Raw genomic sequence first — 25,657 nt, 5'->3', positions numbered from 1 at the left:
CCGGCTTGCCGGAGCGTTTCGTTTTTGATCGGCGCAATCGACAAACGGCATGCGTGCCTCGGCCCCGAGCGTTTGCAACGCCAAATTGCCTGCATTTTCATTAATATTTAGAGGCTATCATTCGCCTCAAGCGCGATGCAGCGTGAGGGCCCCGGCTCTTTCGTCATGACCTTTTCCGCAAAATGACGACTTTGCGTTCCTGCCCAATCGCGAGGCCCCATGAACCGCTTGAAAATTTCCCTCCAGTTGATGCTGCTGGTGGGTGGCCTGATGGCTGCCTTCGCCGTTGCAACCTACTTCCAGATCCGCGCGTCTTCCCAGGCGATTTATACGCAGCGCTACGAGTTGCTGCGGACCCAGGTTGAAACTGCGCTTTCGATCGTCAAGGACTTCAATGATCGCGCGGTTGCTGGTGAATTTACCGTCGATGAGGCGAAGGCGAAGGCCTTCGAGCTGCTGAACAAGACCCGCTTCGAACCGGATGGCTACTTCTTCGGTTACGACTACGACGTCGTCATGACCTTCCATCCGACCTCGAAGGACGTGGGCAAGAGCAACAAGGGCAAGGCCGATCCGAATGGCTTTGCCTATCGCGACGAACTTGTACGCCTCGGTCAGCTCGGCGGCGGTTTCGTTGAGTTCATCGGCCCGAAGCCGGGCAAGGATCCCGAAGACCGGACTTATCCGAAAGCATCCTACGCCAAGGCCTTCGAACCCTGGAAAATGGTCATCGTTACTGGCCTCTATACCGATGACCTGAAGGCGGAAATCCGCGCCAGCGTGATGAAGACCGTCGGGGTCTCGGTCGGCATTCTGGTTCTTGCCTTGCTCGCCGCCTTTGTCGTCGTGCGTGGCATCACCGGCCCGCTCAAGGCCATCCATGACGCACTGGGCGCCGTCGCCAACGAAGATGTCTCGGCCAAGGTGCCGCATACCGACATGGCCAATGAAGTGGGCATGATGGCGCGGGCGACCGAAAGCCTGCAGCAGAAGATCCGCGACCGTCATGCCATGGCGGCACGCCAGCAGGAACAGCAGCGCGAACTGGATGCCGAACGCAGCCAGAACGCAGAGATGCAGGTTTCCGAGGCCCGCCAGCAGGCGCATGTCGTGTCGACCATCGGTCAATCGCTGGAAAAACTTGCCAATGGCGATCTGACCGTGCGCTGCGCCGATCTTGGCGTGAAGTATGCAGGCCTGCGCGACAACTTCAACGAGGCGCTTTCGCGTCTCGAGGAGGCTATGGCCCGCGTCAATCTCAAGGGCAATGACATTGCCATCTCCAAGGAAGAGATCCGCCGTGCATCCGGCGAGCTTGCCACCCGCACGGAACGCCAGGCGGCCAATCTGGAAGAAACCTCTGCGGCCTTGGACGAACTGACCGTTGCCGTTCGCCAGACGGCAGACGGTGCGCGTGAAGCGGCCAGCCGCGTCGGCGCCGTCAGCGGCGAGGCCAAGCAGAGCGACGAGATCGTTACCCGCGCGATCAACGCGATGAGCGGTATCGAACAGTCGTCTGCCGAAATCACCAAGATCATCGGCGTGATCGACGAGATCGCCTTCCAGACCAATCTTCTGGCGCTGAATGCCGGCGTCGAGGCCGCCCGCGCTGGCGAAAGCGGCAAGGGCTTTGCGGTCGTCGCCCAGGAAGTGCGCGAACTGGCGCAGCGTTCTGCGGCAGCGGCCAAGGAAATCAAGGATCAGATCGCCCGCTCCTCGCAGCAGGTCGAACAGGGCGTCCAGCTCGTTGGTCAGGCCGGGGAAGCGCTGAAGCGCATCTCCGACCAGATCGCCGGTGCCAACGCCATCGTCTCGAAGATCTCGCACAGCGCCCAGGAACAGGACTCGACCCTGCGTTCGATCTCGTCTTCGATGAACCAGCTCGACCAGGCGACCCAGCAGAACGCCGCAATGGCGGAAGAGACCACGGCATCGGCCGAGGTTCTTGCCAACGACACCGGCGATCTTCTCGACCTTATCCGCAGCTTCAAGACCAGCCAGGCCGGCGCCGGCCAGCAGCAGTATCGCATGGCGAGCTGAGCCACGACCGCAATCGAAACGACAGAGGCCGTCGGAGCGATCCGACGGCCTTTGTCGTTTCAGCTGGTTCTATCGATGTGGGCCGCGAGACGATCGAGTTCGCGATCGGAAAAGACCTCGATCCCGGCCCGGCGCATGAGGGCTGCGGTAACGCCGAAGCCGGGGTGGCGGGTGCTGGAAAACGAGCCATCATAGATAAAGCCGGATCCGCAGGACGGGCTGCCATCAATGAGGAGCGCTACGGCGCATCCCTGCTCGCGGGCGAAGGCCACGGCCTTTTTCCCACCCTGGATGAACTCCTCGGTCACATCGCCGCCCGTGACTTCCAGCACCCGGGCGCGACCGGCCAGCACATCCTCTCCATTCATGCGACCTTCGATCTCGGCGGGTGGACGGGGTGTCGGCAGGCCACCGGCCTGTTCGGGACAGTAACCGACGAGCCGTCCCTCGGCCTTCCAACGTTCAATCAGCGGATCGTGGAGGGGTTTGCCCTTGCCGTCGTAACGGACGGGGCGGCCGAGGAGGCAGGCACTGATGAGGATTTTGGGGGGCATCGACGGCATTGCTATCATTCGTCCCGCAGGCGTGAGACGTCTGCTCGCTCGTGGATAATACGGACGACTTCCACCGTGCCGTCCTCCAGAATGACATAGAAGATCAGATGCGAGCCGGACCGGCGGCGACGGTACCCGGGCCGCAACGACTTCACCTCACTGCCTGACAACGGATAGGTTCCGATTTCCGTAATCATCGCCAGGATCTGTCTCAGGTACCGTTCGGCTTGAGCCTCAGACCACCGATCCGCGTGTAGTCACCGATCTCCAGAAAATCCTGGCGTGCGGCGGGACTGAGCCGGATCTCAGCCACGGCTTTCCCATCTTTCGCGAACGGACGTCATCAGGTCTTCAGGATCGAATGGCACGGACGGCCCGCTATCTTCGCCCTCGATCAGCGCATTGCGCAGCCACTCGATCCGAGCCTGCTCTTCTTTCAGTAGCTGAAGGCCGGCTTCGACCACTTCTTGCGCCGACTTGAAGTGGCCGCTTTCGAGCTGAGCGTCGATGAAGCTGTCAAAGGGCTCAGCGATGGTCACCTGGACGGGCTTGTTCATGCGGATGGCTCCCGGTCTCTTCATGTCCACGATAACACAAGAGACGAAGGTCGGAAAACGGTCTCGGGAAACGAAAAACCCCGCCGAAGCGGGGTCTCAAAACATCAGCCTGTGATCTTGGAGAAATCCGCGACCGTGGCTGTGGCCTCGCGGATCGCCTTCAACAGCGCCAGGCGGTTGGCGCGGATTGCGGCATCCTCGTCATTGACAAGCACATCGCCGAAGAAGGTGTCGACCGGGGCGCGCAGCGTCGAGAGCGCCTGCATGGCCGAGCGGAAGTCTTCCGCTGCCACAGCGTCAGCGGCCGATTTCGAGGCGGATTGGATGGCGGCGAAGAGCGCCTTTTCAGCATCGAGCTTGAGCAGCGCTTCCGAGACGCCATCGGCGACGACAGTGCCCTTCTTCTCTTCAGCGGCTAGAAGCTGCGTGGCGCGCTTGGTGCCGGCCAGCAGGTTCAGGCCGTCTTCCGAGGTGATGAAGGCGGTGAGCGCTTCCGCGCGGCGGGCGACCATCAGCAGGTCGTCGGCCTCGGGCGTCAGCACGGCATCGATGATGTCGTGGCGGGCGCCCTGGTCGCGGAGGTAGACCTTGAGGCGGTCGTGGAAGAAGGAGAGGAGGTCGGCATCCTTGGCGACGGACACCAGCGGCAGACGGATGCCCTTCTCCAAAATCATCCGCACGACACCCAAAGCCGCACGACGCAGCGCATAGGGGTCCTTCGAACCGGTTGGCTTTTCGTCGATAGCCCAGAAGCCGACGAGCGTGTCGAGCTTGTCGGCGAGCGCGACTGTCAGGCCGACCTTGTCTTCCGGCAGGCGGTCGGAGGGGCCGTTCGGCTTCCAGTGGTCTTCGATGGCGGCAGCCACGGAGGCATTTTCGCCCTGCAGGAGCGCATATTTGCGGCCCATGGCGCCCTGGAGTTCCGGGAATTCGCCGACGGCTTCGGTGCGAAGGTCGGCTTTCGCCAGCACCACGGCGCGGTCAACAAGGGCCAGATCGGCGCCGACGATGGGTGCCAGCACCTTGGCCAGTTCGCGGATGCGCGCGACGCGCTCCCCTTGCGTGCCAAGCTTGGCGTGGAAGGTCACGTTCAGCGCATCGAGCTTCGCCATGCGCTGGTCGAGCGGCTTCTTGAGATCCAGGTCAAACTTGGCAGCAGAGGCCTTCAGCGTGTCGAGGTCCGGCAGGTCGCCCTGGTCGCGCTTCCAGAAATGCAGCGCATCCGAGAGGCGGGCGCGCACAACCTTGCCATTGCCATGCATGATTTCCTTGCCGCCGTCGGTGGCCTGGATGTTGGAAATCAGGATGAAATGGTTGGAGAGCTTGTCGGTCTCGCCTTGCGGGCGCACGACAAAGCACTTCTGGTTGGTCTTGATCGTCAGGCGGATGATCTCGGCCGGGATCGAGAGGTAATCCTCTTCAAACGTGCCGAGCAGAACCTGCGGCCATTCGACGAGGCCGGAGACTTCTTCCAGCAGGCCCTCGTCCTCGACCAGTTCCAGGCCGTTGGCAAAGGCAATGTCGCGGGCGTCGTGCAGGATCATGTCCTTGCGGCGCTCGGCATCGAGGATGACCTTGGCACGCTCCAGATTGGTGACGTAGTCATCGAAGCGGCGGACGGTGATGGCGTCCGGTGCGTGGAAGCGGTGGCCATAGGTGACGTTGGATGCGGTGATCCCGTCGATCTCGAAGGGGATGACCTGGACTTCGTCGTGCTCGGGGCCGAAGGTGCAGACGATCGACTGCAGCGGCCGCACCCAGCGCAGGCTTTCCGAACCCTTGCCCTCGATGCCACCAAAGCTCGCGCCCTTGGGCATGGAGGCATAGCCGGAGCGCATCGACTTCGGCCAGGGGAATGCGCGGATGATTCCCGGCATCACATCGGCGATGATCTCTTCGGCAGCGCGACCTGGCTTTTCCATATAGGCGACATAGAAGTCGCCCTTCTTCGGATCGGTTTTGACGATGGCCTGGTCGATGGAGGAGAGACCGGCACCGCGCAGAAAGCCATCAATGGCACCTTGCGGTGCGGAGACGCTTGGGCCCTTCTTCTCTTCCTTGATATCGGCGGAACGGGCGGTCAGACCTCTGATATCGAGCGTCAGGCGTCGCGGCGTCCAGTATTCGCGCGCGCCCTCATAGGTCAGCCCCGCATCAACAAGCGCATCGGTCACCATTTTCTTCAGATCGCCAGCAGCCTTGCGCTGCATGCGGGCGGGGATTTCCTCGGAGCGGAGTTCGAGCAGAAGATCAGGCATTGGTGTTCTCCGAAGCCCGCATGCTGCTTTCCTGATCGCGCGTCCTCGCGTCTTCGGCGCTGCGGGTGCGCGGCAGAGCGGGGATTTCCTCCGAGCGGAGTTCGAGCAGGAGATCGGGCATGGGGCTGACTTTGCGGCTGGTTTTGAAGCTGCGGGGGACTTAGCAAGCCCTGCGGCAAAAGTCATCCATGGAAGCGTGCAAAATGCGGGCGGATCAAGCGGCGGACGGTGTAATCACCGCCATTCGGACACGGATCACCCCCACCCGCCGCTTCGCGGCGACCTCCCCCCAAGGGAAGGTCGAGGCCTACCACCCTCCCCCGCCACCACCGCCACCGCCGCCGCCCGAGGAGCCGCCGGAGAAGCCTGACGAGGAAGAGGAAGATGAACTGGAAGGCGGTGGGGTTGGGATGGTGGAGGCGATGGTTGAGGCCATGGACGACGAGAAACCGCCGATGCGATCACCGAAGCCGCCGGGATTGCTGCCGTGATACCATGTCGGGCTGTAGGCGGCGGCCGCAGCACCTGCCGCGGCCGTGGCGAGCCAGGTTTCAAAGGTCTGCGACCAGGGCTTTTCAAGCCCGAGCGCGACCGCATAGGGCAAGAGCTTTTCGAAGTGGCTGGGCGACATGGTGGGCGCGCCTGCCATGTTCATGCGGTCCTGTTCGGCAAGTGTCAGGTAGATCTTCAAACCCTCGATGCCGTCCATCAGCTTTCGGCCGAGAGGGGTCGGCGCGCCCATCAGGAAGAGGAAGAGAATGTTGACGAGCAGGATACCGCCGAATGCGAGGAGAAGCGGGATCTGATGCGTCTGCTCCAGGTCCATCCACATCGAGAGCAGCATCAGGCCCATGGTTGACAGCGCCACGAAGCCGATGAAGGCAAGCGCCACAATGGAGATGATCTTGCTGAACAGAGAGCGACTGCTCTTGAACATCTTGACCAGGCCGACGGTGAAGGTGCCGAAGAAGATCGAAAAGAAGGTCGGCACCAGCATCAGGGCATAGACATCTTCATCCAGCGTGCCGAAGACGAACAGGGCGAGGATGATGGCGACGGACATGGCGATGCCGAAGCTGATATAGCCGGCGTTTGCCTTGTAGTATTTGTTGCGGTGTTCCTTCTCGATCGCTGCGCGAAAGGCCGAGCCAACCGTCTGAACGCGTTTGCCGTTTTCCTTGTCGATGACCAGTTCATCACCCGCCGACGGGATTTCCTTGATCAGCCGCGCCTGTCCGGCTTCGAGCATGCCGTCGATCGCCTTTTTCGTCCGGCGGATGGTGATGCCGGTATCGAGGTCATCGAGTTCGACGTAACCTTTGACGGCGAGATCGAGCGCCGAGGCCGAGAGCGCCGTCCAGCCGCCACCGGAAAAGCCCTTGTTGTCGATGTAATTGACCAACGCTGGCGAGAGGCCATCCGGCGCATCCCAGCGCGGCACCACGACACCTTTTGCCGGGTCGCGGCCGACGGCGAACCAGGAGCGCAGATAGTAGAGCGAGACGAGGAGAAGGCCAACGCCCGCGATGATCAGGTTCAGATTGTCGCGCAGGAACCACCAGACGCCATCTTCCGCCGATGGAGCAGCAACGAGGCCCTTGGCGAAGCCGAGGACGATGGTAAAGCCTTCCTGGGGGCCGAGCGGGCGTGTGGTTTCAAATTCCAGACCGTTCGAGCCCGGCACCTCTCGGGCGTTCTGCGCATCGGAGCCCATCGCGCCAGTGAAATAGGTAGTTTTCGTCGGCACGGCATTGCCCGGCAGGGTCACTGTCGCGCGGGCACGCTTGATCGGGAACATCCAGCCATTGCCGGTGGTGTTCCAGTAGAGTTCGTCGTGGTCCTCGAAATAGCGGATCTGGCGGCCGGTGCGGTAGGTGATCTTGTAGGTGTATTCACCGGGACGCAAAAACACGTCGGCCGAGCCGGTGTAGATGCGGATGCCGCCAGTTATGGACTCGGGGCGGTGGTTTTCCCGTTGCCCATCACGTTCGACCGAGATCAGCTCAAAATCGACCTCGCGGCGAAAGCCCTTCTGGTCCAGGGCATAGAGCGGGAAGTCGCGGAAGATGCCGCGCTTGATGTTGTTTCCCTCCGCCTCGACCGTAATCGTCTCGGTCACCTCGATCGAGGCGTCAGCGGCAACGGCGATATTGGCGTGGTAGTCGCGAATGACCTCCTCAGCCTGCGCGCCGCATGCCATCCAGAGAAGGAGAAGGAACGCGGAGCACAGGCGAAGGAGCAATGTCATTTCTTGTCGTTCCTGACGAGGTCGATGCCAAGCGAGGCGAGCGCATCCCAATAGCCGGGGTAGGTCTTGGCCACGCAACCAGGGTCGAGAATGGTGATGTCGCGGATCTTGAGACCCGCGAGTGCAAAGCTCATGGCGATGCGGTGATCGGCGAAGGTGTCGATCTCGGCCGGCAGCGACTGGCCGACAAGCGACGGATCGGAGGCCACGAGCAGGTCGTCGCCTTCCTCCTTGGCCAGGCCCTCGCGGATGTTGTTGAGGCCGGTCGAGACGGCGCGGATGCGGTCGCATTCCTTGACGCGCAGGTTCTCGATGCCGACAAAACGCACGGGCGTCTCGTTGAAGGCGGCGAGAACGGCAATCGTCGGGATCGCATCCTGCATCTGGCTGCCATCGATGACGGCGGGCATGTGCGGGAACTGCGCGATCACGTCATAGGCCTTGGCATCCGGCTGGGTGAAAGCGTCAGACGGCGTGCCGATGTCGATCTGGCCCTTGGTCAGCACTTCGGCTCCCCAGAGATAGGTGGCCGCGGAGGCATCCGGCTCGATGTGGAAATCGGTTGCGGTATAGCCGGTCGGCTGGATGACCCAAGAGGCCGGCGTCGGCTGCTCAACCTTGGCGCCGAATGCACGCATGGCAGACATTGTCAGGTCGATGTAACCGCGGGCGCCGATATCGGCACCGGCAAGCTCGATGGTGAACGGCTCGGACCCGCAGGCCGCAGCCATCTGGAGAGCCGAGACATACTGGCTGGAAAGGCCGGCATCGATGATGACGTGGTTATTCTCGAAACGGCCGGTCGCCTCAATGGTGACAGGCGGGCAGCCGGTTGGCGACTCGATGGCGACGCCGAGTGATTTCAGGGCATCGACCAGCGGCTTGATCGGGCGCTTGCGCATATGCTCGTCGCCGTCGACGACGTAGCGGCCCTGGCCGAGCGCCAGCGCTGCCGTCAGGAAACGCGTGGCCGTACCGGCATTGCCGAGGAAGAGCGGGGCTGCCGGTGCCTTCAGTTCGCCGGAACTGGTGACGACGAAAGTGGTCGCATCCGGCTCCTCAACGGTCACGCCCATCTGGCGAAGGGCTTCGGCCATATAGCGGGTGTCATCGCTTTTCAGCGCGCCGGTCAGCCGGCTCGTGCCCTTGGCGAGACCAGCAAGCAGCAGGGCGCGATTGGTGATGGATTTCGAACCCGGAGGGCTCACCTTGCCGGTCAGGGCATGGGTGGGCGGAAGGATGGTCACACTGTCAGTCGTCATTGATCTCAGTCTCTAAAGGTATATCTGCCGAAGGACGTCAGAACTTGACCGTCGGTACCGCACGGTCGGCCTCGTTGGCAATCTCGAAATAGGGCTTCTTCGAGAAGCCGAACTGGCCAGCGACGAGGTTATTCGGGAAGCTCTCGACCTTGACGTTCAGATCGCGGGCCGCACCATTGTAATAACGGCGGGACATCTGGATCTCGCCCTCGATGGTTTCCAGCGAGCGCTGCAATTCGGCAAAGTTCTGGTTGGCCTTCAGATCCGGATAGGCTTCCGCGAGTGCGATGATCTTGCCGAGCGCGGCCCCCAACAGGCCTTCGGCGGCGGCACGACCGGCGACATCACCTGATGGCACCGCCTGGGCACGGTTGCGCAGCTCGATGACACTCTCCAGCGTTGCCTTTTCATGGCCGGCATAGCCCTTCACCGTCTCGATCAGATTGGGGATCAAGTCGGCGCGGCGTTTCAGCTGCACGTCGATGCCCGACCATGCCTCCTCCGCCATCTGCCGGGATTTGACGAGGCCGTTGTAAACGAAGACGAGGTAAGCGCCGACGGCAACGAGAATGGCGAGTGTCGTGAACATGGAACGGCGTCCTCCTTCAGAATTGCGCCGACGTTACAGCATATTTCAGCGATGAAAACCCCGGCCAAATCATGCTGTCGTGGTTTGTCAGCGGGGGCGGTGTCTCATGAAAACGCGAATATCCGCAATTCTAAACAACCGGTAATCATCTCATTAATTTGCAGATCCTAATGTATTAATTCAAGAACCTTCGCGGGGCCGCCTATGCAGCCATTGACCTGGAACAGATTCCCCATCTGGGCACTCGTCGCCGATCGTGAGATTCTGCGTGCAGCAATCCCTGAACGTCGGCTGGGAGAGACGCTGAACGACATGTTGAACGTGATGACCAGCGTCGGCGAATTCAGCCTTTCGCCGGTCGCTGCCATCTATCTCCGCAATCAAGACAATGGTCGGATGCGTCTCTTTCACGTCTGCCAGGCGGATGATGTACCGCTCCCGCTCGAATTGGGTGAGGATGAAGATCTTGCCTGGATGACGGCGGGACGCAGCCGCGGCTTTCTGTACCAGATACCGCTGAGCCGGCGAGACGGCGGAGAAATGTTCGGAACAGTGCTCTATTTTGGCCGCACTGCCCGGCGGATGAGTGCCGAGAAACTGTCGATCCTGGCCGATCTTACGCATGAAATCGCGCATGTGGTGATTCATCGCCACGGGACAAGCTGCGCCCTGATCGACATGGTCGAATTGTCGACGGATGAAATCTACGTCTTCGATCCGCTGACACTGTCCATCATCCGCGCAAATGGGACCGCCAGTGTGCGTACGGGTCATAACATGGCGGCCCTGGCGCGGCTTACCCCCGCAGAGATCAAGATGGACATGAGCGAGGCTGACTACCGCGCGCATATCCGTCCCCTGGTGGACGGAGAGGCCAACAAGGTTTGTTTCGAAGCTCACCACAGGCGGCGCAATGGCACCGTCTATCCGGTCAAGGTCCATGTGTGGCGGATCAAGGCAGAAGATCGCGATATCTTTGCCGAGGTGGCGATTGCTCTTGCCGATCAGCGCAAGGCATTCGGCTTGCTCGAGCAGGTCTTCGATGCCATTCCGGGCGGAATCGGCGTCTTCGATGGCCGCTCGCGGCTGCTGATGGCCAATCACCGGCTTTATGACCTGATGAACATCCCGCCGGAACTCTTCCCGCCGGGCTCAAAGTTCGAGGATATTCTTCGCTACAACGCCATGCGCGGCGAATATGGCGACGGCGATCTCGAGGCCATGGTGCGCGAACGGGTCGAACAGGCAGAGCTTGGGCTTCCCTATGGCTTCGAGCGCGAAAGGGCGAGCGGAAAGGTGCTTGCTGTGCATTCAGAACCCCTCACCAGCGGCGGTTATGTCTTGAGCTATACCGACATTACCCTGCGCAAGCAGGCGGAGAACGACCTGATCCGCAATCGTGACGAGCTGGAAGCGACGGTTCGGCAAAGGACGGCCGAAATCGAGGCCCAGGCGGCAGCACTGGAGGAGGCGCTCGAGAAGGAGAGAAATATCAACGCGATGCAGCGGCAGTTCGTCTCGATGACGAGCCACGAATTCCGCACGCCGCTTGCGATCATCGATGGCGCAGCACAGCGACTGCAGCGGAAAAAGGGCGAGGTCGAAGGCGCCTTTCTGGGCGAAAAAACGCAGCTGATCCGATCCTCGGTATCCCGCATGGTCGAGCTGATGGAAAGCTTCCTGTCTGCGGGCCGGATGGATACCGGCAAGGTGGAACTGATGCTCGTCGAGTGCTCGCTGCACAAGCTGATCGAACAGGCGATCAAGCGGCAGAAGCTCTCGGCCCAGCACCACCGCTTCGAGACAGATCTGACGGGGCTGCCCGTGGCCATCCGCTGCGATGCACTGGCGATCTCCCAGGTCATCACCAACCTGTTGTCGAACGCCGTCAAGTACGCCCCCCGTGCCCACGACATTCACATAACAGGCTGGCAGGAAGAGGAGCATGTTTTCCTCTCTGTCCGCGACGAAGGCATCGGAATCGACCCTGAGGATATTCCGAAATTGTTCCAACCCTACTTCAGGGCCCGGACGTCAACCGGCATTGCCGGCACCGGTATTGGCCTTTCGCTGGTCAAGCAGATCGTCAACCTGCATGACGGCGACATCTTCATCGAAAGCCGGCGTGGCAAGGGCACCACATTCACCATGGTGCTGCCTGTCGCTGGACCACAGTCAAACGTTCAAACGGAGGCGGCGACCGTCAACGCCGCATAGCGCCCAAGGGCGGAAAGCGAGTGAGCCATGATCACTGTTTTGTGCATAGAAGACGAAAGGGACGTGCGTGAACTGATCGCCGAGGAGTTGGAGGATGCTGGACTGAAGGTCCTGCAAGCGGAGAACGGCCGTGAAGGGCTTGATATCATTCTGCGCCAACAGCCCGACATCGTCATCTCCGACATCACCATGCCGGAAATGGATGGCATTTCGATGCTCGGCGAATTGCAGATCAATCATCCGCAATTCTCGAACACCCCGTTCCTCTTCCTCACCGCCCTCTCAGACAGGGACAAGCTGATCGAAGGCTTGAGCGCCGGTGCTGAGAGCTACCTGACGAAGCCCGTGGACTTCGACATTCTCATGGCGAAGATCCAGGGCCTGGTGGTGCGGATCGAGAACCGCGTCTCGGCAGGTCTGGCTTTCTAGGTCAGGCGACCTTGCCGAAGTTGATGCCACCCGCGTCGGTCATCAGGAAGGCCTCGCCGCAAGCCTTGGCGAGCGCGCGCACCCGGCCAATATAGGCCTGGCGTTCGGTAACCGAGATGACACCACGGGCGTCGAGCAGGTTGAAGACGTGGCTTGCCTTGATGCACTGGTCATAGGCCGGGAAGACGCATTTGTGCAGGCGCTGATTGTCGTTGTCGGTCGGTGCGCCGGCGGCAAGAAGCGCCTCGCATTCCTTCTCGGCATCGATGAAGTGGCGATGCAGCATATCCGTGTCGGCAAATTCGAAGTTGTGGCGGGAATATTCCTGCTCGGCCTGCAGGAAGACGTCGCCATAGGAGATCTTCTCCTCGCCTTCGCGACCGTTGAAGTTCAGGTCATAGACATTATCAACGCCCTGGACATACATGGCGAGGCGCTCGAGACCATAGGTCAGCTCACCGGCAACGGGGGAGCATTCGATGCCACAGACCTGCTGGAAATAGGTGAACTGCGAGACTTCCATGCCATCGCACCAGCATTCCCAGCCGAGGCCCCAGGCGCCCAGCGTCGGGCTTTCCCAGTCGTCCTCAACGAAACGCACATCATGCAGCAACGGATCGAGGCCGATAGCCTTCAGGGAACCGAGATAGAGTTCCTGCAGGTTGGACGGGTTCGGCTTCAGGATCACCTGATACTGGTAGTAGTGCTGCAGGCGGTTCGGGTTTTCGCCGTAACGGCCATCCGACGGGCGGCGCGAGGGCTGAACATAGGCTGCCTTCCACGGTTTCGGGCCGAGGGCTCGCAGGGTGGTGGCCGGATGGAAGGTGCCGGCGCCGACTTCCATGTCGTAGGGCTGCAGCACCGCGCAACCCTTGTCCGCCCAATAGGCGTGCAACGTCAGGATCAGCGCCTGGAACGAGCGCTTGGGGTCCATGTGCGGGGCAAGGGGCGTGGTCATCGGGTTATCCATCCGCTTTGGCTGTCGGTTTCGGCCCGTCTGGTGCCATGAGCGGGCGCGAGGGTCAAGCGTCTGACGCAGGCGTCCTGCACCCGTATCGACGGACGCTGTCCTTAACCGTCGAGATCGGCCGCCTGCTGGAGTTTGCCGACCAGAGAGAAGGAGACCCCTTCCGGCTGGAAGCGGATCCCGGCCTGGCCCTGAAACAGATCCGAGACGACACGCTCGGTCAAACGCGAGCCGAAGCCGCGCCGGGTGGGTTCGACGACATACGGGCCGCCGCTTTCGCGCCAGTCGAAGGTGAAACCGCTGTCAGGCAACTGCCCCCAGGTCATGTGGACACGCCCCTGCGGTGCCGACAGCGCGCCGTATTTCGTCGCATTGGTGGCGAGTTCATGGATCGCGAGTGAGAGGCCGAGCGCCTGCTGCGCGGAAAGATAGACCTTGGGACCTTCAATCTTGATCCGTTCCTCGCCGTCGACGTGGGGCGCAACCGCCGTCTTGGCAATCGCCGTGATTTCGGCTGCGGTGACACTCATTCCGGTCAGGACGTCCTGGGCCTTGGCGAGCGTCTGGATGCGCGCGCCGATGGTGGCGGCCGCTTCGGGTATGGAGGCTGCACCGCGCAGGCTCTGACTGATGATCGACTGGACCATGGCCAGCGTGTTCTTCATCCGGTGCGCCAGTTCGCGGTTGAGCAGTTTCAGCTCTTCCTCGTGCCGCTCCTGCTCGACCAGATGGTTCTGCGCTTCGAGATAGGCCTGTTCGAGGGCCTGCCGATCGGCAATGGCAGCGGTCTTTTCCGTCACGACATTGAGGAGACCGGCGATTTCGCCGTTGTCGTCGTAGATAGGGCTGTAGGAAAAGGTCCAATAGGTTGGAACGGGTACACCGTTGCGGATCATCTGTAGAGGCAGATCCTCCATCCAGGTCCCCTCGCCGGCCAAAGCTTTTCTCACAAAGGGTTCCACGCCGTCCCAGACATCAGCCCAATACTTTCGGAAGGGCTGGCCGAGGGCACTTGTCGCACGCCCTTCAAGCATGGGAAGATAAGCGTCATTGTGAAACTGCAGGAGCTCATCGCCCCACCAGAAGCACATGGGCTGGCGCGACGACAGCACGAGCCTTACCGTCGTCTTCAGCGCGGCCGGCCAGTGCTCTATCGGGCCGAGGGAGGTCGCAGACCAATCCGCCTCATCGATTTCGCGCGCCACAAAACCCGATAATCCCGGAAAATTTCGCGTATCGTTCATCAACGTCCCAAGCCAGCCTTGTCCGCGACGGGCCTAGTTCAGCCCCTCAATCGCCAGGATATTTTGCATACCTAGCGGCACCACAGGTTTCACTCAAGTGCAAGCTGCGCACTGTGCCTCACGAAACTCAGTCGTCTTCGCGCCGAAGGCGATATTCGCCGGTTGTCTCATCCTTGATCAGCGTGCCGACGGCGTCGTTCTCTTGTTCCTTCTCTTCGGCGCGTCTGCGGGCTGCAAGCTTTTCCGCATCGGAGACGAAGCGGCGGTACAGCAGCCAGGCGCCGCCCACCAGGATTCCCATGAATATCAGCTGTGCCATGTCCCCTCGTCGTCAGCCTCTTTTCTTGCCCGGCTCAGAGCCCGTAGCGGCCCCACAATGCCTTTTCTTCGACGGTCTCCGCAAGACCCGCGACCGCCTGTGCCGCGATCTGGTCGACGCCGGCAAATGCGCCGATGCCCGGGCTGCGGCGGCCGAACAGGCCCTTCGCCGCACCGACAAGCTCTAGCCGTGCGTCCTTGCCGTAGCGGGTACGCACCTCGTCCCGGACATTGCCGAGACGATCGACAAGGCCGAGTTCCAGACCGCGCTTGCCCGTCCAGAAGAGGCCGGAGAAGAGGTCGGGATTGTCAGCAAGCACGGTTCCGCGGCGGGCCTTGACCATGTCGATGAAGATCTGGTGGATCTCGACCTGCAGGGTCTTCAGGTATTCGATGTCGCTTTCCTTCTCCGGCTGGAAAGGATCGAGGATCACCTTGTTTTCTCCCGAGGTGTAGACGCGGCGCTCGACACCGAGCTTCTTCAGCAGCTCGGGAAAGCCGAAGCCGCCGGACACGACGCCGATCGAGCCGACGATCGAAGTGGCATCGGCAATGATCTCGTCACCGGCAATCGCGATCATGTAACCGCCCGAGGCTGCCACATCCTCGACGAAAACGAGCACGCGCTTGTTCTTTTCCTCGGAGAGCGCGCGGATACGATCAAAGATCATGCGCGACTGAACCGGCGATCCGCCGGGTGAATTGATCGACAGGGCGACCGCCGGGCTGTCCTTCATCGAGAAGGCCTTTTCCAGCTGACCAGCGACAGAGGCGAGATTGAGGGCTGGCCGGAACCTGGATCCACCGCTCATGATCGGCCCATGCAGCCGCACAACGGGAATGACCGCGCCCTTCTTCTGGAAGCGCTTCGGAACCAGCCGTTTCAAAAAATCTGCCATTGCCGTGTCGAACTCCTCGGTCTCACCCAACGTGATCGAGATGTAAGGAGCCGCGGACCAAACACAAGGTCGACGGCAAAAATCAGACGGCCTCAACGCAACCGGGAATAGCCCGTTCGGCCATTGTTCAGGCTGTCAACCAGAGGCGCAAAAGCGTGACTATCCGGTCGGTCGTGCATGAGGAGCGGTGCACGCAGTTGCAACCTGGCACGCGAGCCCTTGATTGCCGTCACCAGGATACGGGTGGCGTTTTCGCCCTCACGTGGATGGATGGCGGTGATCTCCAGCCCGCCGAAACGCCGGCCACAGGCCGTGACGATTTCAGCAATCGATTGCGGCCGGGCGATCAGCGAGAGCTGGCCGCCGGGCCGTGTGATTGCGCCGGCCGTCCGGATCCAGCTGTCGAACAGGTTTTCCGTCATCGCATGGGCCTCCGCCTTCAGCTGGTCCGGCGTCTTGCGGTCACCCGGGTCATTGAAGGGCGGGTTCATGATAACATGCTGGAAAGTATCGTCGGGAAGGCCTTGTGCCACGCGGGCCCTGCCGGTCAACGTCACGTCGCCTTCAATCACTTCAGCACGACCGGCCAGATGGGCGTTTTCCTTAAGCGCCAAACTCTTTCGCGCGAACTCGGCCATGTCGGCGGAGCGTTCAACCAGCACGACCGAAGCCTTGGGCAGGCGCGTGGCGACGGCAAGACCGGCCGCACCGGCACCCGCCCCCAGATCGGCGATCCGCACCGGCCGGTCATCGACCACGAGCGAGGCAAGCATCATCGCATCCATGCCGGCGCGATGGCCGCGACCGACTGGCTGGACCAGATGAAACGCGCCCCGGTGAAAGGCGTCTACAGTTTCCTGCGCGATGGTGGAGGCGGACGACGACACGGAAACCTCAGGCGTCACGATCGCGCAGCTCGGCGCCGAGTCCGGCATCACTGAGGATACGGCGCGCCTCATCGACACGATCGGAATCGACCAGAAAACGGCGCTGCAGCATGCCGAGCGATCCCTCGAGAATACTCATCGACTGGTCTGCGACCATGGCGCTGATTCCGGCGTCACGCATCAGGCTTTCGGCGAAGGACAGAAGAACGACGTCGTTGCTGCGAATGATTTCGTGCATATCGGTCCGAAAATCCCCTGGCTGCGCCCCGGCGGGACAATTCGCCCCTTGCCGTTGCGGTCTCGGCTTTTTATGGTCGGACACCAATTCGAACAGGAGTCCGGTGCGTTGGGCGTAGTCATACCGCTTGAAGACAACAAAAACAAACAGGCATCCGTCAAGCCATTGGTGGACCTGACAAAGAGCGGCATGGAGCGCGTCAACCAGCTGATCCTGTCAAAGGCCGGGTCGGATGTGCAGATGATCCCGGAAGTCGCCAATCACCTGATTTCCTCCGGCGGCAAGCGGCTGCGTCCGATGCTGACGCTCGCGACGGCTGCGATGTTCGGCTATGAGGGTGACCATCATATCAAGCTGGCGACCTCGGTCGAGTTCATGCACACCGCAACGCTTCTGCATGACGACGTGGTGGACGAAAGCGACCTTCGCCGCGGCAAATCGACGGCGCGCACCATCTGGGGCAACCAGGCAAGTGTTCTCGTCGGCGACTTCCTGCTCGGTCAGGCTTTCCGGATGATGGTTGAGGTCGGCTCGCTCGACGCGCTCGATGTTCTCTCGACCGCCGCCTGCGTCATCGCGGAAGGCGAAGTGTTGCAGCTGTCCGTCGCCAAAAACATGGAGACGACCGAGGACGACTATCTGGCCGTCATCCGCGCCAAGACCGCCGCCCTTTTTGCCGCCGCAGCCGAAGTCGGTCCGATCGTAGCCGGCACAGACAAGGGCACGCGCAGCGCGCTCAAATCCTACGGCATGAATCTCGGCCTTGCCTTCCAGTTGGTCGATGACGTGCTCGATTATGGCGGCAAGGCTGCTGAAACTGGCAAGAATGTCGGCGACGATTTCCGCGAGGGCAAGATCACGCTGCCGATCATCCTGTCCTATCGTCGCGGGACGGCGGAGGAACGGGAGTTCTGGAAGCAGTCGATCGAGGGCGGCCAGAGCGATGACGAACGGCTGGAGCGGGCGCTTGTCCTGATCGGGAAATACGGCGCACTGAACGACACCATCCAGCGGGCCCAGCATTACGGAACGATCGCGCGCGATGCCCTGGCGCCGCTGCCGAATTCACCTTGGAAAAGTGCGCTGAACGATGTGATCGACTTCTGCATTTCGCGCGTCAGCTGACGAGGAATATCGATCGTCTTGCGAGGCTGCTTCAAAAAAGCCATTCTCTGGTGAATCATCATTGCGCTTCCGCGCGCGCGACGCTCGTGCTCGCCATCAGTCCCTGAAAGGCCCAATTACATGCGGCAAAGCCTCGTCTCTCGCATCCTCGCCGGAACCGCCCTGGTCTTGCTCCTTGGCGTGGCGCAGACCTCCGTGGCGCTGGCCGCTGCTGCTGCCGGAAAAACGGAAGAAGCAGAGAGTTTCGATCTGACCGCCGTCGATTCCTTCGCCGGCGCCTATCTGGCCGCACGCACGGCCGAGGCCGATCGAGACTATGGCAATGCGGTTCGCTTTTACCGCAAGGCATTGGAGCTTGCCCCGAACGAGCTTGAACTGCAGCAGCGGCTGATGATCACCCTTCTGATGAACGGCGAGTTCGACGAAGGCGCCAAGATTGCTCGGACGCTGGAAAAGGATCCGGCGGTCGAACGAGTAACCTCGGTGACACTGGCCTTTCAGGCTATCCGCGACGGCGACTATGACGATGCGCTGACCTCGCTGAAGTATCAGGGGCCGAACGATCTCGACCGGCTGATGAACCAGCTTCTCGTTGCCTGGGCCAATTTTGGTGATGGCAAGTCGAAGGAAGCGCTGGCGCTGGTCAAGGATCTCGACGGACCGGGCTGGTACGATATTTTCCGCAATTACAATCTCGGCATCATGGCCGCAGCCGCCGGCGACATCGACACTGCCCGCAGCGCATTGACCGACACGATCACCGATCGCAATGGTGGCGCCACCGCGCCTGACACCTTTGCCCGGGCCGTGATGGCACTGGCAACGCTTGAAGCGGGTGCCGGCAACAAGCAGAAGGCGCTCGATGCGCTTTCCGCCGGCGACGAAATGATCACCAACTACGCACCGTTCAATGCGCTGCGCCAGGCAATCGAGGCCGGCAAGACGGTTGAGCCTGCCGTGAAGACTGCCGCACAAGGGGCAGCCGGGGTGCTGTTTTCGATTGGTGGCGCGCTCAATCGCGAAGGTGCTGAAGACACGGTGATGCTTTATCTCCAGCTGTCGCGCGCACTCGACAAGGATGCGGCCGATACGCTGATCTTGCTCGGCGGCATTGCCGAAAAGGCCGAGCAGCCGGAAAAGGCCATCGCCTTTTATCGCGACGTGCCGGCTGCCTCGCCGATGCGCCGAATTTCCGAGCTGCAGCTTGGGCTGACGCTTGCCCTGACCGGCAAGGTGGATGAGGCACGCAAGCATCTCCAGGCCCTGATCGCCTCGGACCCGCAGGATATTCGCAGCTATCTCGCCTATGGCAGCGTGCTTTCCGATGCCAAGGACTATGCCGCCATGGCGGAGAATTACGATCGCGCGGTGGAAATCATCGGCGCGCGGCCGGTGCGCAATCACTGGTCCGTCTTCTTCCAGCGCGGCATCGCCTATGAGCGCCTGAAGAAGTGGGACAAGGCCGAGCCGGACTTCAACAAGGCGCTGGAGCTCAATCCCGAACAGCCGCAGGTGCTGAACTATCTCGGCTATTCCTGGGTCGACATGAACCGCAATCTCCAGCAAGGCTTGGAGATGATCAAAAAGGCTGTCGAGCTTCGTCCGGACGACGGTTACATCGTCGATTCTCTCGGCTGGGCCTATTACCGCCTCGGCCGTTTCGACGAAGCGGTCGTCGAACTCGAACGCGCCATCGAGCTGAAGGCCGGCGACGCGACGATCAACGACCATCTCGGCGATGCCTATTGGCGCGTTGGACGCAAGCTTGAGGCCACTTACCAGTGGAAGCGGGCGCTGGCCTCCGAGCCGGAAGAAACGGAAGTGCCGAAGATCCAGGCGAAGATCGACAAGGGGCTGCCGCCGCTTGAGGCGGATGCCGCCAAGATCGAGCCAAAGCCGGCAGACGCGCCGAAGAAAGACGACAAGAAGACCTGATCCGATGAAAGGTCTCCACGATCCGGCGAAAGCCCCGGTCGGGGAGACCGCGCGGGCCAAAGTTAACCTCGCGCTGCATGTGACCGGGCGCCGGGCGGATGGCTATCATCTGCTCGATAGTCTGGTGAGCTTTGCCGAAGACGGCGATGAATTGACCTTCCGAACCGCCGAGGCCGACAGCCTGCGCCTTTCGGGGCCCTTTGCCCGCTCACTCTCGCTTGGCCAGGAAAACCTTGAGGATAATCTGGTGATCCGCGCGCGTGATGGATTGCGCGCTGTTCTTGATCAGCATGGATTGCCCTCTTCACCCGTTGCCATCACGCTTGAGAAGAACCTGCCGGTGGCCGCCGGGATCGGAGGCGGCTCTGCCGATGCGGCGGCGACCCTGCGCGGGCTCCTGCGGCTCTGGCAGGCGGAGCTGCCCGCTGAGGCGCTGGCCGCACTTGCCCTGTCGCTTGGCGCCGATGTGCCGATGTGCCTTCATGCGCTGCCCCTCAGAGCTCAAGGCATTGGCGAGGCGATCACGCCAGTCGCCCTCCCCTCTTTTCCGATGGTTCTGCTCAATCCGCTGATGCCGGTTTCGACGCCGGAGATCTTTCGAAGGCTGGAGCGGCGCGACAATGCGCCAATGGTGGAGCTGCCGGACGCGCCCGATGCTGAGGCATGGCGCGCAGTCTTCCCGCAGCTTCGCAACGACCTGCAGCCGCCGGCCGAAGCGCTGGTGCCCGAAATCGCCGAAGCCTGCGGCCTGCTGCGTGAAAGCCTGGCGGTCTTTGCCGGCATGTCCGGATCCGGTGCCACCTGTTTCGGCCTCTATGACAGCGAACAGGCGGCGTTGAAGGCAGCCCTGGCGCTATCGGCCTACCGGCCACAATGGTATGTGCTTCTCACGCGCACGGTTGCCCATGAGCACGAGCAAGGAGACGGAGCATGAGCCGGATCGACGAAAGCCGCCCCTTCATCGCAGTGGGCATTGCCGTGCTGACCGTCTCTGACACGCGCCGCCTGGAGGACGATCGCTCCGGCGACACGCTTGCAGCCCGGATCGCAGAAGCCGGTCACAGGCTTGTCGCGCGCGCCATCGTGCAGGACGACAAGGCTGCCATCCGTGACCAGGTGGAGCAGTGGACGAAGGACGAGGCCATCGATGTTGTGATCACCACCGGTGGCACGGGCTTCACCGGACGCGATGTGACGCCCGAGGCCCTGGAGCCCTTGTTCGAGAAGCGAATGGACGGCTTTTCGGAGGTCTTTCACCGGATCTCCTATGACAAGATCGGCACATCGACCATCCAGTCCCGCGCAACCGCTGGCCTTGCGAATTCTACCTTTATCTTCGTGCTGCCAGGCTCTCCCGGCGCCTGCAAGGATGCCTGGGACGGGATCCTGAAGTTGCAACTCGACTACAGGCACATGCCATGCAATTTCGTGGAAATCATGCCTCGCCTCGACGAACATTTGCGGCGCGGGGCATAACGGCCCGGTAGGCCTCAGCGGCGAGCTTCGCGGGCGACCCAGGATGGGATGATCTCGCTCGCCAAACGGCGCGGCTTTTCACCACGCGCCAGCTGCAGCAGTTCACGCCCGGGTCCGGCGAGACCCATCGCCTGGCGCTTGGGGATCAGCAGGCCGTTTTCCAGTGGCGGCGGACTGCGCGTCAGCCGGCGGTAAAAAGGCAGGCGATAAAGCCGTGATTCCGAAAAACGCGCCGGCTGCTTGTTGAGCGCAACATATTCTGCCACTTCGTCGACCCAACCAGGGCTCAGCCGCGCACCCGGTTCGATCAGCAACAGCCACTCGCCACGCGCGGACGCCAGCACATCCTTCATGTCCCATTGCTGATAAAAGCGGCAACCGGCAGCATCTGCCACCAGGGACGATCCATCCTGCGAGCCATGGTCCAAAACCACGACATCGCTCACCAAACCCTCGACTGCACCGGCTACAAGCACGGACAAGGTCTGTGCGAGCTCGGGCTCCTGATCGTGACATTCCATGATGACGGTCAACATTGCCTACATCTATCGCATTGCACAAAGTTTTGCCACTGGCAGATTCTCAAAGTTTGTTCTTGCATTGTTCTCATTGCTGCGGTAGGAAAATAGTCATTGAGCGGGCCGCGATCCCGCGAGGAGCCAACACATGACCGAGCTGTCTCTTGTGAGCCAGGCTGCATTCCAGCCCGGCAATACGGCAGATATTGCCGATGCGCTGATGAATGCTTCCGGGATGCGGATCGACATTGACCGGCGGCGTGGCCGCGCGGCTGGCATCAATCCTGCCGGGCGGTTCGAGAAGCTGGAACGGGTGGCCGTCGATGATGGCTGGCAAATGCTGGAGGACATGCCGCCCTTCAAGACGGAGGTGCAGGTCGAGAAGCCGCGTACGGTGATTACCCGCAACGAGTCGCCGGACATTCCCTTCGACCGCTCGATCAACCCGTATCGCGGCTGCGAGCACGGCTGCATCTACTGCTTCGCCCGCCCGACACACAGCTATATGGGGCTTTCGGCCGGGCTCGACTTTGAGGCAAAGCTGTTTGTGAAACCGGATGCTGCGCGGCTTCTGGAGCGCGAATTGTCGAAGCCCGGCTACAAGGTGAAGCCAATCGCAATCGGCACCAATACCGATCCGTATCAGCCGATCGAGCGGGAATGGCGAATCATGCGGCAGATCCTGGAAGTGCTGGATAAAGCCAATCATCCAGTCGTCATCGTAACGAAGTCGGCGCTCATCCTGCGCGACCTCGACATCCTGACATCGATGGCCGAACGCGGTCTGGTGAAGGTCGGTATTTCCGTGACAACGCTTGACCGCAAGCTTGCCCGGACGATGGAGCCGCGCGCCTCGACACCAACGAAACGACTGGAGGCGATCAAGGCTCTGTCTGACGCCGGTATTCCCGTCGCCATCATGATGGCGCCCGTCATTCCGGCCTTGAACGACCACGAAATCGAGCGCGTGCTGGATTCCGGCAAAGCGGCCGGGGCGTCTGAGGCAAGCTATGTCCTGCTGCGCCTGCCGCTCGAAGTCAGCCCTCTGTTTCGCGACTGGTTGCTGCAGCATTATCCGGACCGCTATCGGCATGTGATGTCGCTGGTGCGCTCCATGCGTGACGGCAAGGATTACGATGCCGAATTCGGAAAGCGGATGAAGGGGGCCGGCCCCTATGCCTGGCAGATCAGCCGGCGCTTCGAGATGGCGACCAAACGGCTTGGCCTGATGCGCCGGAGCCTGCATCTGCGCGAGGATCTGTTCATTTCGCCGAACAGCGGTGGGGTTCAGTTGTCACTGCTCTAAAGCGGACACGCTAGAAAGCAATTCCGGCGCGGTCATCCGCCGCCTCGCGCCGGATGTAGTCCCTGGTAGCCGCCCCTTTCGACTTCACCGACGAAAGGGACCGGGGACTTGCAGGAGGTCGGGTGCGCGTGCGATTTCTGCCGCATGAAAACGCGCACGCCACCCGATTCTCCTGACCTCTTCGCAGACCTTCCGCTTCTCCCGGATTTTTCGATCGAGACCCGCGCCAGGCACCGGGGCATCTGGCCTGTCGCTGGCACGGATGAGGCCGGGCGTGGGCCACTCGCGGGGCCGGTCGTGGCCGCAGCCGTCATTCTCGATCCGGATAACGTACCGGCAGGGCTGAACGATTCGAAGAAACTGTCGCTGAAGCAGCGGGAAATTCTCTTCGAGGCGATCATGGCGGCCGCAACCGTCTCGATTGCTTCGTCCTCTCCGCGCCATATCGATCTGGTCGACATCCGCAAGGCGAGCCTCGATGCCATGCGGCGAGCCGTTGCCGGACTGCCAGTCAGGGCGCATCATGTCCTCGCCGACGGACGCGACGTACCGCCAGGGCTTTCCTGCAGCGGCGAGGCGGTGGTCAAGGGGGACGCACGATCCGTCTCGATTGCGGCAGCCTCAATCATCGCCAAGGTGATGCGCGACCGGATGATGGCGCGGGCCGGGCTTCTCTATCGCGACTACGGGTTTGAAGTGCATGCCGGCTATGGAACTGAACGTCACCGCGGCGCGATTGCCAGCCACGGCCCCTGCCCGCTGCACCGGATGAGTTTCCGCCCGCTCAGGGTCGAGGCAGACTGACCTCAGGCGGCGACTACTCGCAGTGAGTGTGGAGCACCAGCGCTCGTTCGGCGTCAGCGCGAAAACATCAGGTGCCGCAAGTGTCGATCAGCTTTTGCGCGGCCTCTTTGGCGCCTGCCAAGGGAAGCTCTGTCACATCGCCCTCGACGCTGATCGAAAGCGTGTCGGCCGCCGAGAGCAGTTCGCCTAAGTCCCGCTCGCCGCCTGCCGCCAGTGCGCCCTCAAGGATAAAGAGATCGTCCATCTCGAGCCGGAAACCGGTGGTCTCGATGATGCGTACGGCCTTGCCGGCGGTCAGGGTGAGGTCATAGGCCTGATCCGGCTTCGCGGACTTCGGTTCGTGGGAATAGACCACGTTGATCGGACCATTCTTTCCCTCACAGGAGAAAGAGAGAACCACGTGGTCGCTCTCGGCGACACCATAGACAAGCGATGCAACCCCCTCCCCGCTCCAGCCATGCCAGGCGAGTTCTTCGGTCGCAGATAGCGATGAGGCATTGCTGAGCAGAGCCCCGGCGAAAAGCAGCGTCGAAATTACAGGCCTGCGCTGAGACATATAATATCCTCCAATGAAAAACGCCCCGACCGGGCGGACCGATCGGGGCGTTTCACAAATTCTGCGGTGTGAAGCCTGGTCGGAACTCAGTTCAGACGGGACTTTACCTCACTGACGGAGGCGTTGAACAGGGCCTGCTGAACGCCGTCATCGGCCTTCTTGACCAGAACCTTCTCGGCAGCGGCAATCGCAAGATCAACAGCTGCGGAGCGCACGGCATTGACCGCTTCGCTTTCTGCCTGCTTGATCTTCTGCTCGGAGAGTGCGTTGCGACGTGCAATGAACTCCTCGGTCTTCTGCTTGGCTTCAGCGGTCAGGGCTGCCGCTTCGCGCTCGGCAGCCGAGACGATGGCGGCGGCTTCGGCTTCAGCTTCCTTGCGCTTGCGCTGGTATTCGGCCAGCAGATGCTGGGCCTCTTCACGCAGACGCTTGGCTTCTGCCAATTCGTCACGGATCTTGTCGGCGCGGGCGTCGAGGCTCTTCGCCATCATGCCCGGCACCTTCAGATAGGCGAGCAGGGCAAGAAAGAGAACGAGGCCAACGAGGGCAAAAAATGTTGCGTCCATGGACCTCAGGCTCCCTGCTTGGCAACGCCGGAAACGGCGGCCTTGATGTCGGCTGCGGTTGCCTTCGTGCCAATCAGCTTTTCGACAATCGTGCTGACGGTATCGATGGCAATCGTGTCGACTTCCGCAAAGGCCTTTGTCTTGATCTCGGCAATGCGGGTTTCAGCAGCGGCAATCTTGGCTGCAAGCTCTGCTTCGACCGCAGCGCGCTCAGCGTCGGCCTTGGCCTTGGCGGCGTCACGGGCAGCACCTGCGATCTGGCCGGCTTTCGCCTTGGCCGTCGTCAGTTCGCGCTCGTAGGTTTCGATGGCGGCATCAGCCTCGGTCTTGAGGCGCGAAGCCTCATCGAGATCCTGTGCAATCCGATCATGGCGGTTTTCGAGAATGCCGCCGACACGGGGAACGATAACCTTCTGCATGAGCATGTAGAAGACGCCGAACGTGATCACCAGCCAGAGAAGCTGCGACGGGTAGGTCGACGTATCGAAAGGCGGGAACACACCGCCACCATGCGCCGCGTCATTGGCTACGCCGGTTTCCGTGTGAAGCTGGCCTTCTGCCGGAGTTTCCTCGGCATAGGCGGGGGTCACAAACATGCTCACCTCCAGGTGTATGCTCAAATGCGCGAGATCACGGCTGCCTCATCGGCGCGCCGTGATCCCAA

27 protein-coding genes are annotated in these 25,657 nt (G+C 61.6%); 9 read left to right on the top strand and 18 right to left on the bottom strand.

What is annotated here, in order from left to right:
- The first annotated feature begins 219 nt into the window (after positions 1 to 219).
- A complete protein-coding gene (locus ACSV9I_RS06220) occupies positions 220 to 2,040 on the top strand; it encodes a methyl-accepting chemotaxis protein (protein ID WP_438327920.1) in 1,821 nt (606 codons plus the stop codon).
- A gap of 59 nt (positions 2,041 to 2,099) precedes the next feature.
- Here the strand turns inward: ACSV9I_RS06220 and ACSV9I_RS06215 are convergent, their stop codons facing one another.
- From ACSV9I_RS06215 to ACSV9I_RS06180, 8 genes are all read right to left on the bottom strand, one after another.
- Positions 2,100 to 2,603: a DUF523 domain-containing protein gene (locus tag ACSV9I_RS06215; RefSeq protein WP_438327919.1), complete on the bottom strand. Its 504-nt coding sequence runs from the start codon at positions 2,601 to 2,603 to the stop codon at positions 2,100 to 2,102.
- 5 nt (positions 2,604 to 2,608) lie between these two features.
- The gene (locus ACSV9I_RS06210; RefSeq protein WP_438327918.1) at positions 2,609 to 2,791 is read right to left on the bottom strand and encodes a type II toxin-antitoxin system RelE/ParE family toxin; all 183 of its coding nucleotides are present in this window, start codon (positions 2,789 to 2,791) and stop codon (positions 2,609 to 2,611) included.
- A 108-nt stretch (positions 2,792 to 2,899) separates the two neighbouring features.
- Positions 2,900 to 3,151: a type II toxin-antitoxin system ParD family antitoxin gene (locus ACSV9I_RS06205; RefSeq protein WP_054156535.1), complete on the bottom strand. Its 252-nt coding sequence runs from the start codon at positions 3,149 to 3,151 to the stop codon at positions 2,900 to 2,902.
- 104 nt (positions 3,152 to 3,255) lie between these two features.
- Positions 3,256 to 5,409: a glycine--tRNA ligase subunit beta gene (gene glyS / locus ACSV9I_RS06200; protein WP_438327917.1), complete on the bottom strand. Its 2,154-nt coding sequence runs from the start codon at positions 5,407 to 5,409 to the stop codon at positions 3,256 to 3,258.
- Positions 5,402 to 5,530, bottom strand: a complete 129-nt coding sequence (locus ACSV9I_RS06195) for a hypothetical protein (RefSeq protein WP_438327916.1) — start codon at positions 5,528 to 5,530, stop codon at positions 5,402 to 5,404. The genes glyS and ACSV9I_RS06195 overlap by 8 nt, the downstream gene beginning before the upstream one ends.
- A 186-nt stretch (positions 5,531 to 5,716) precedes the next feature.
- Entirely contained in the window at positions 5,717 to 7,657 is a 1,941-nt protein-coding gene (locus tag ACSV9I_RS06190) for a DUF2207 domain-containing protein (RefSeq protein WP_438327915.1), read from the bottom strand.
- A complete protein-coding gene (locus tag ACSV9I_RS06185; protein ID WP_438327914.1) occupies positions 7,654 to 8,919 on the bottom strand; it encodes a 3-phosphoshikimate 1-carboxyvinyltransferase in 1,266 nt (421 codons plus the stop codon). Before ACSV9I_RS06185 ends, ACSV9I_RS06190 begins: the two co-directional genes overlap by 4 nt.
- Before the next feature lie 37 nt (positions 8,920 to 8,956).
- The gene (locus tag ACSV9I_RS06180) at positions 8,957 to 9,508 is read right to left on the bottom strand and encodes a LemA family protein (protein ID WP_438327912.1); all 552 of its coding nucleotides are present in this window, start codon (positions 9,506 to 9,508) and stop codon (positions 8,957 to 8,959) included.
- Positions 9,509 to 9,712: 204 nt separating this feature from the next.
- Here ACSV9I_RS06180 and ACSV9I_RS06175 point away from each other — a divergent pair, with 204 nt between their 5' ends.
- Entirely contained in the window at positions 9,713 to 11,725 is a 2,013-nt protein-coding gene (locus ACSV9I_RS06175) for a sensor histidine kinase (RefSeq protein WP_054157601.1), read from the top strand.
- A 27-nt stretch (positions 11,726 to 11,752) separates the two neighbouring features.
- Positions 11,753 to 12,154, top strand: coding sequence for a response regulator (locus ACSV9I_RS06170; RefSeq protein WP_054157600.1), 402 nt, complete (start codon positions 11,753 to 11,755; stop codon positions 12,152 to 12,154).
- 1 nt (position 12,155) lies between these two features.
- Here ACSV9I_RS06170 and ACSV9I_RS06165 read toward each other — a convergent pair whose 3' ends face one another.
- The 6 genes from ACSV9I_RS06165 to ACSV9I_RS06140 form a co-directional block, all read right to left on the bottom strand.
- Complete coding sequence (locus ACSV9I_RS06165; RefSeq protein ID WP_438328527.1) at positions 12,156 to 13,088, bottom strand: glycine--tRNA ligase subunit alpha; 933 nt, start codon at positions 13,086 to 13,088, stop codon at positions 12,156 to 12,158.
- A 137-nt stretch (positions 13,089 to 13,225) separates the two neighbouring features.
- Positions 13,226 to 14,365 (bottom strand): sensor histidine kinase, encoded by a 1,140-nt coding sequence (locus ACSV9I_RS06160; RefSeq protein ID WP_438327911.1) that lies wholly within the window; start codon positions 14,363 to 14,365, stop codon positions 13,226 to 13,228.
- Between the two features lie 127 nt (positions 14,366 to 14,492).
- The gene (locus ACSV9I_RS06155) at positions 14,493 to 14,684 is read right to left on the bottom strand and encodes a hypothetical protein (RefSeq protein ID WP_054157598.1); all 192 of its coding nucleotides are present in this window, start codon (positions 14,682 to 14,684) and stop codon (positions 14,493 to 14,495) included.
- A 34-nt stretch (positions 14,685 to 14,718) separates the two neighbouring features.
- Positions 14,719 to 15,582, bottom strand: a complete 864-nt coding sequence (locus ACSV9I_RS06150) for a S49 family peptidase (RefSeq protein WP_438327910.1) — start codon at positions 15,580 to 15,582, stop codon at positions 14,719 to 14,721.
- A 92-nt stretch (positions 15,583 to 15,674) separates the two neighbouring features.
- Positions 15,675 to 16,469, bottom strand: a complete 795-nt coding sequence (locus ACSV9I_RS06145; RefSeq protein ID WP_438327909.1) for a tRNA1(Val) (adenine(37)-N6)-methyltransferase — start codon at positions 16,467 to 16,469, stop codon at positions 15,675 to 15,677.
- Between the two features lie 7 nt (positions 16,470 to 16,476).
- Positions 16,477 to 16,707 (bottom strand): putative signal transducing protein, encoded by a 231-nt coding sequence (locus tag ACSV9I_RS06140; protein ID WP_082352448.1) that lies wholly within the window; start codon positions 16,705 to 16,707, stop codon positions 16,477 to 16,479.
- A gap of 108 nt (positions 16,708 to 16,815) precedes the next feature.
- Between ACSV9I_RS06140 and ACSV9I_RS06135 the strand changes: the two genes are divergently transcribed.
- From ACSV9I_RS06135 to moaB, 4 genes are all read left to right on the top strand, one after another.
- A complete protein-coding gene (locus ACSV9I_RS06135; protein ID WP_054157613.1) occupies positions 16,816 to 17,832 on the top strand; it encodes a polyprenyl synthetase family protein in 1,017 nt (338 codons plus the stop codon).
- A 120-nt stretch (positions 17,833 to 17,952) separates the two neighbouring features.
- On the top strand, positions 17,953 to 19,767 hold the full coding sequence (locus ACSV9I_RS06130; protein WP_438327908.1) for a tetratricopeptide repeat protein: 1,815 nt from the start codon (positions 17,953 to 17,955) through the stop codon (positions 19,765 to 19,767).
- 4 nt (positions 19,768 to 19,771) lie between these two features.
- On the top strand, positions 19,772 to 20,701 hold the full coding sequence (locus ACSV9I_RS06125) for a 4-(cytidine 5'-diphospho)-2-C-methyl-D-erythritol kinase (RefSeq protein WP_438327907.1): 930 nt from the start codon (positions 19,772 to 19,774) through the stop codon (positions 20,699 to 20,701).
- The gene (gene moaB, locus ACSV9I_RS06120; RefSeq protein WP_438327906.1) at positions 20,698 to 21,243 is read left to right on the top strand and encodes a molybdenum cofactor biosynthesis protein B; all 546 of its coding nucleotides are present in this window, start codon (positions 20,698 to 20,700) and stop codon (positions 21,241 to 21,243) included. The genes ACSV9I_RS06125 and moaB overlap by 4 nt, the downstream gene beginning before the upstream one ends.
- A 14-nt stretch (positions 21,244 to 21,257) precedes the next feature.
- On the opposite strand, the gene ACSV9I_RS06115 is transcribed toward moaB, so the two are convergent.
- A complete protein-coding gene (locus ACSV9I_RS06115) occupies positions 21,258 to 21,779 on the bottom strand; it encodes a glycosyl transferase (RefSeq protein ID WP_054157592.1) in 522 nt (173 codons plus the stop codon).
- Positions 21,780 to 21,909: 130 nt separating this feature from the next.
- On the opposite strand from ACSV9I_RS06115, the gene ACSV9I_RS06110 reads away from it, so the two are divergent.
- Both ACSV9I_RS06110 and ACSV9I_RS06105 read left to right on the top strand, forming a co-directional pair.
- On the top strand, positions 21,910 to 23,067 hold the full coding sequence (locus ACSV9I_RS06110) for a PA0069 family radical SAM protein (RefSeq protein WP_438327905.1): 1,158 nt from the start codon (positions 21,910 to 21,912) through the stop codon (positions 23,065 to 23,067).
- 144 nt (positions 23,068 to 23,211) lie between these two features.
- A complete protein-coding gene (locus ACSV9I_RS06105) occupies positions 23,212 to 23,871 on the top strand; it encodes a ribonuclease HII (RefSeq protein WP_438327904.1) in 660 nt (219 codons plus the stop codon).
- 67 nt (positions 23,872 to 23,938) lie between these two features.
- On the opposite strand, the gene ACSV9I_RS06100 is transcribed toward ACSV9I_RS06105, so the two are convergent.
- The 3 genes from ACSV9I_RS06100 to ACSV9I_RS06090 all read right to left on the bottom strand — a co-directional run bounded on the left by ACSV9I_RS06100 (position 23,939) and on the right by ACSV9I_RS06090 (position 25,589).
- Positions 23,939 to 24,427 (bottom strand): hypothetical protein, encoded by a 489-nt coding sequence (locus ACSV9I_RS06100; RefSeq protein ID WP_438327903.1) that lies wholly within the window; start codon positions 24,425 to 24,427, stop codon positions 23,939 to 23,941.
- 86 nt (positions 24,428 to 24,513) lie between these two features.
- Positions 24,514 to 24,993, bottom strand: a complete 480-nt coding sequence (locus tag ACSV9I_RS06095; protein WP_438327902.1) for a F0F1 ATP synthase subunit B — start codon at positions 24,991 to 24,993, stop codon at positions 24,514 to 24,516.
- A 5-nt stretch (positions 24,994 to 24,998) separates the two neighbouring features.
- Positions 24,999 to 25,589, bottom strand: coding sequence for a F0F1 ATP synthase subunit B (locus ACSV9I_RS06090; RefSeq protein ID WP_054157587.1), 591 nt, complete (start codon positions 25,587 to 25,589; stop codon positions 24,999 to 25,001).
- Between the last annotated feature and the right edge of the window lie 68 nt (positions 25,590 to 25,657).

It is taken from the genome of Rhizobium sp. G187 (genome assembly GCF_051549525.1).
In the GTDB taxonomy this organism is placed as follows: Bacteria; Pseudomonadota; Alphaproteobacteria; order Rhizobiales; family Rhizobiaceae; genus Allorhizobium.
The sequence above is the reverse complement of the archived record's forward strand: the minus strand, read 5'-3'. Positions and strand labels throughout refer to the sequence as shown.

Excerpts from the sequence above, each read along its gene's own strand:
- ACSV9I_RS06220 (WP_438327920.1), top strand. The coding sequence starts at position 220 with ATGAACCGCTTGAAAATTTCCCTCCAGTTGATGCTGCTGGTGGGTGGC.
- ACSV9I_RS06215 (WP_438327919.1), bottom strand. The coding sequence starts at position 2,603 with ATGCCGTCGATGCCCCCCAAAATCCTCATCAGTGCCTGCCTCCTCGGC.
- ACSV9I_RS06210 (WP_438327918.1), bottom strand. The coding sequence starts at position 2,791 with ATGATTACGGAAATCGGAACCTATCCGTTGTCAGGCAGTGAGGTGAAG.
- ACSV9I_RS06205 (WP_054156535.1), bottom strand. The coding sequence starts at position 3,151 with ATGAACAAGCCCGTCCAGGTGACCATCGCTGAGCCCTTTGACAGCTTC.
- glyS (WP_438327917.1), bottom strand. The coding sequence starts at position 5,409 with ATGCCTGATCTTCTGCTCGAACTCCGCTCCGAGGAAATCCCCGCCCGC.
- ACSV9I_RS06195 (WP_438327916.1), bottom strand. The coding sequence starts at position 5,530 with ATGCCCGATCTCCTGCTCGAACTCCGCTCGGAGGAAATCCCCGCTCTG.
- ACSV9I_RS06190 (WP_438327915.1), bottom strand. The coding sequence starts at position 7,657 with ATGACATTGCTCCTTCGCCTGTGCTCCGCGTTCCTTCTCCTTCTCTGG.
- ACSV9I_RS06185 (WP_438327914.1), bottom strand. The coding sequence starts at position 8,919 with ATGACGACTGACAGTGTGACCATCCTTCCGCCCACCCATGCCCTGACC.
- ACSV9I_RS06180 (WP_438327912.1), bottom strand. The coding sequence starts at position 9,508 with ATGTTCACGACACTCGCCATTCTCGTTGCCGTCGGCGCTTACCTCGTC.
- ACSV9I_RS06175 (WP_054157601.1), top strand. The coding sequence starts at position 9,713 with ATGCAGCCATTGACCTGGAACAGATTCCCCATCTGGGCACTCGTCGCC.
- ACSV9I_RS06170 (WP_054157600.1), top strand. The coding sequence starts at position 11,753 with ATGATCACTGTTTTGTGCATAGAAGACGAAAGGGACGTGCGTGAACTG.
- ACSV9I_RS06165 (WP_438328527.1), bottom strand. The coding sequence starts at position 13,088 with ATGGACCCCAAGCGCTCGTTCCAGGCGCTGATCCTGACGTTGCACGCC.
- ACSV9I_RS06160 (WP_438327911.1), bottom strand. The coding sequence starts at position 14,365 with ATGAACGATACGCGAAATTTTCCGGGATTATCGGGTTTTGTGGCGCGC.
- ACSV9I_RS06155 (WP_054157598.1), bottom strand. The coding sequence starts at position 14,684 with ATGGCACAGCTGATATTCATGGGAATCCTGGTGGGCGGCGCCTGGCTG.
- ACSV9I_RS06150 (WP_438327910.1), bottom strand. The coding sequence starts at position 15,582 with ATGGCAGATTTTTTGAAACGGCTGGTTCCGAAGCGCTTCCAGAAGAAG.
- ACSV9I_RS06140 (WP_082352448.1), bottom strand. The coding sequence starts at position 16,707 with ATGCACGAAATCATTCGCAGCAACGACGTCGTTCTTCTGTCCTTCGCC.
- ACSV9I_RS06130 (WP_438327908.1), top strand. The coding sequence starts at position 17,953 with ATGCGGCAAAGCCTCGTCTCTCGCATCCTCGCCGGAACCGCCCTGGTC.
- ACSV9I_RS06125 (WP_438327907.1), top strand. The coding sequence starts at position 19,772 with ATGAAAGGTCTCCACGATCCGGCGAAAGCCCCGGTCGGGGAGACCGCG.
- moaB (WP_438327906.1), top strand. The coding sequence starts at position 20,698 with ATGAGCCGGATCGACGAAAGCCGCCCCTTCATCGCAGTGGGCATTGCC.
- ACSV9I_RS06115 (WP_054157592.1), bottom strand. The coding sequence starts at position 21,779 with ATGTTGACCGTCATCATGGAATGTCACGATCAGGAGCCCGAGCTCGCA.
- ACSV9I_RS06110 (WP_438327905.1), top strand. The coding sequence starts at position 21,910 with ATGACCGAGCTGTCTCTTGTGAGCCAGGCTGCATTCCAGCCCGGCAAT.
- ACSV9I_RS06105 (WP_438327904.1), top strand. The coding sequence starts at position 23,212 with ATGAAAACGCGCACGCCACCCGATTCTCCTGACCTCTTCGCAGACCTT.
- ACSV9I_RS06100 (WP_438327903.1), bottom strand. The coding sequence starts at position 24,427 with ATGTCTCAGCGCAGGCCTGTAATTTCGACGCTGCTTTTCGCCGGGGCT.
- ACSV9I_RS06095 (WP_438327902.1), bottom strand. The coding sequence starts at position 24,993 with ATGGACGCAACATTTTTTGCCCTCGTTGGCCTCGTTCTCTTTCTTGCC.
- ACSV9I_RS06090 (WP_054157587.1), bottom strand. The coding sequence starts at position 25,589 with ATGTTTGTGACCCCCGCCTATGCCGAGGAAACTCCGGCAGAAGGCCAG.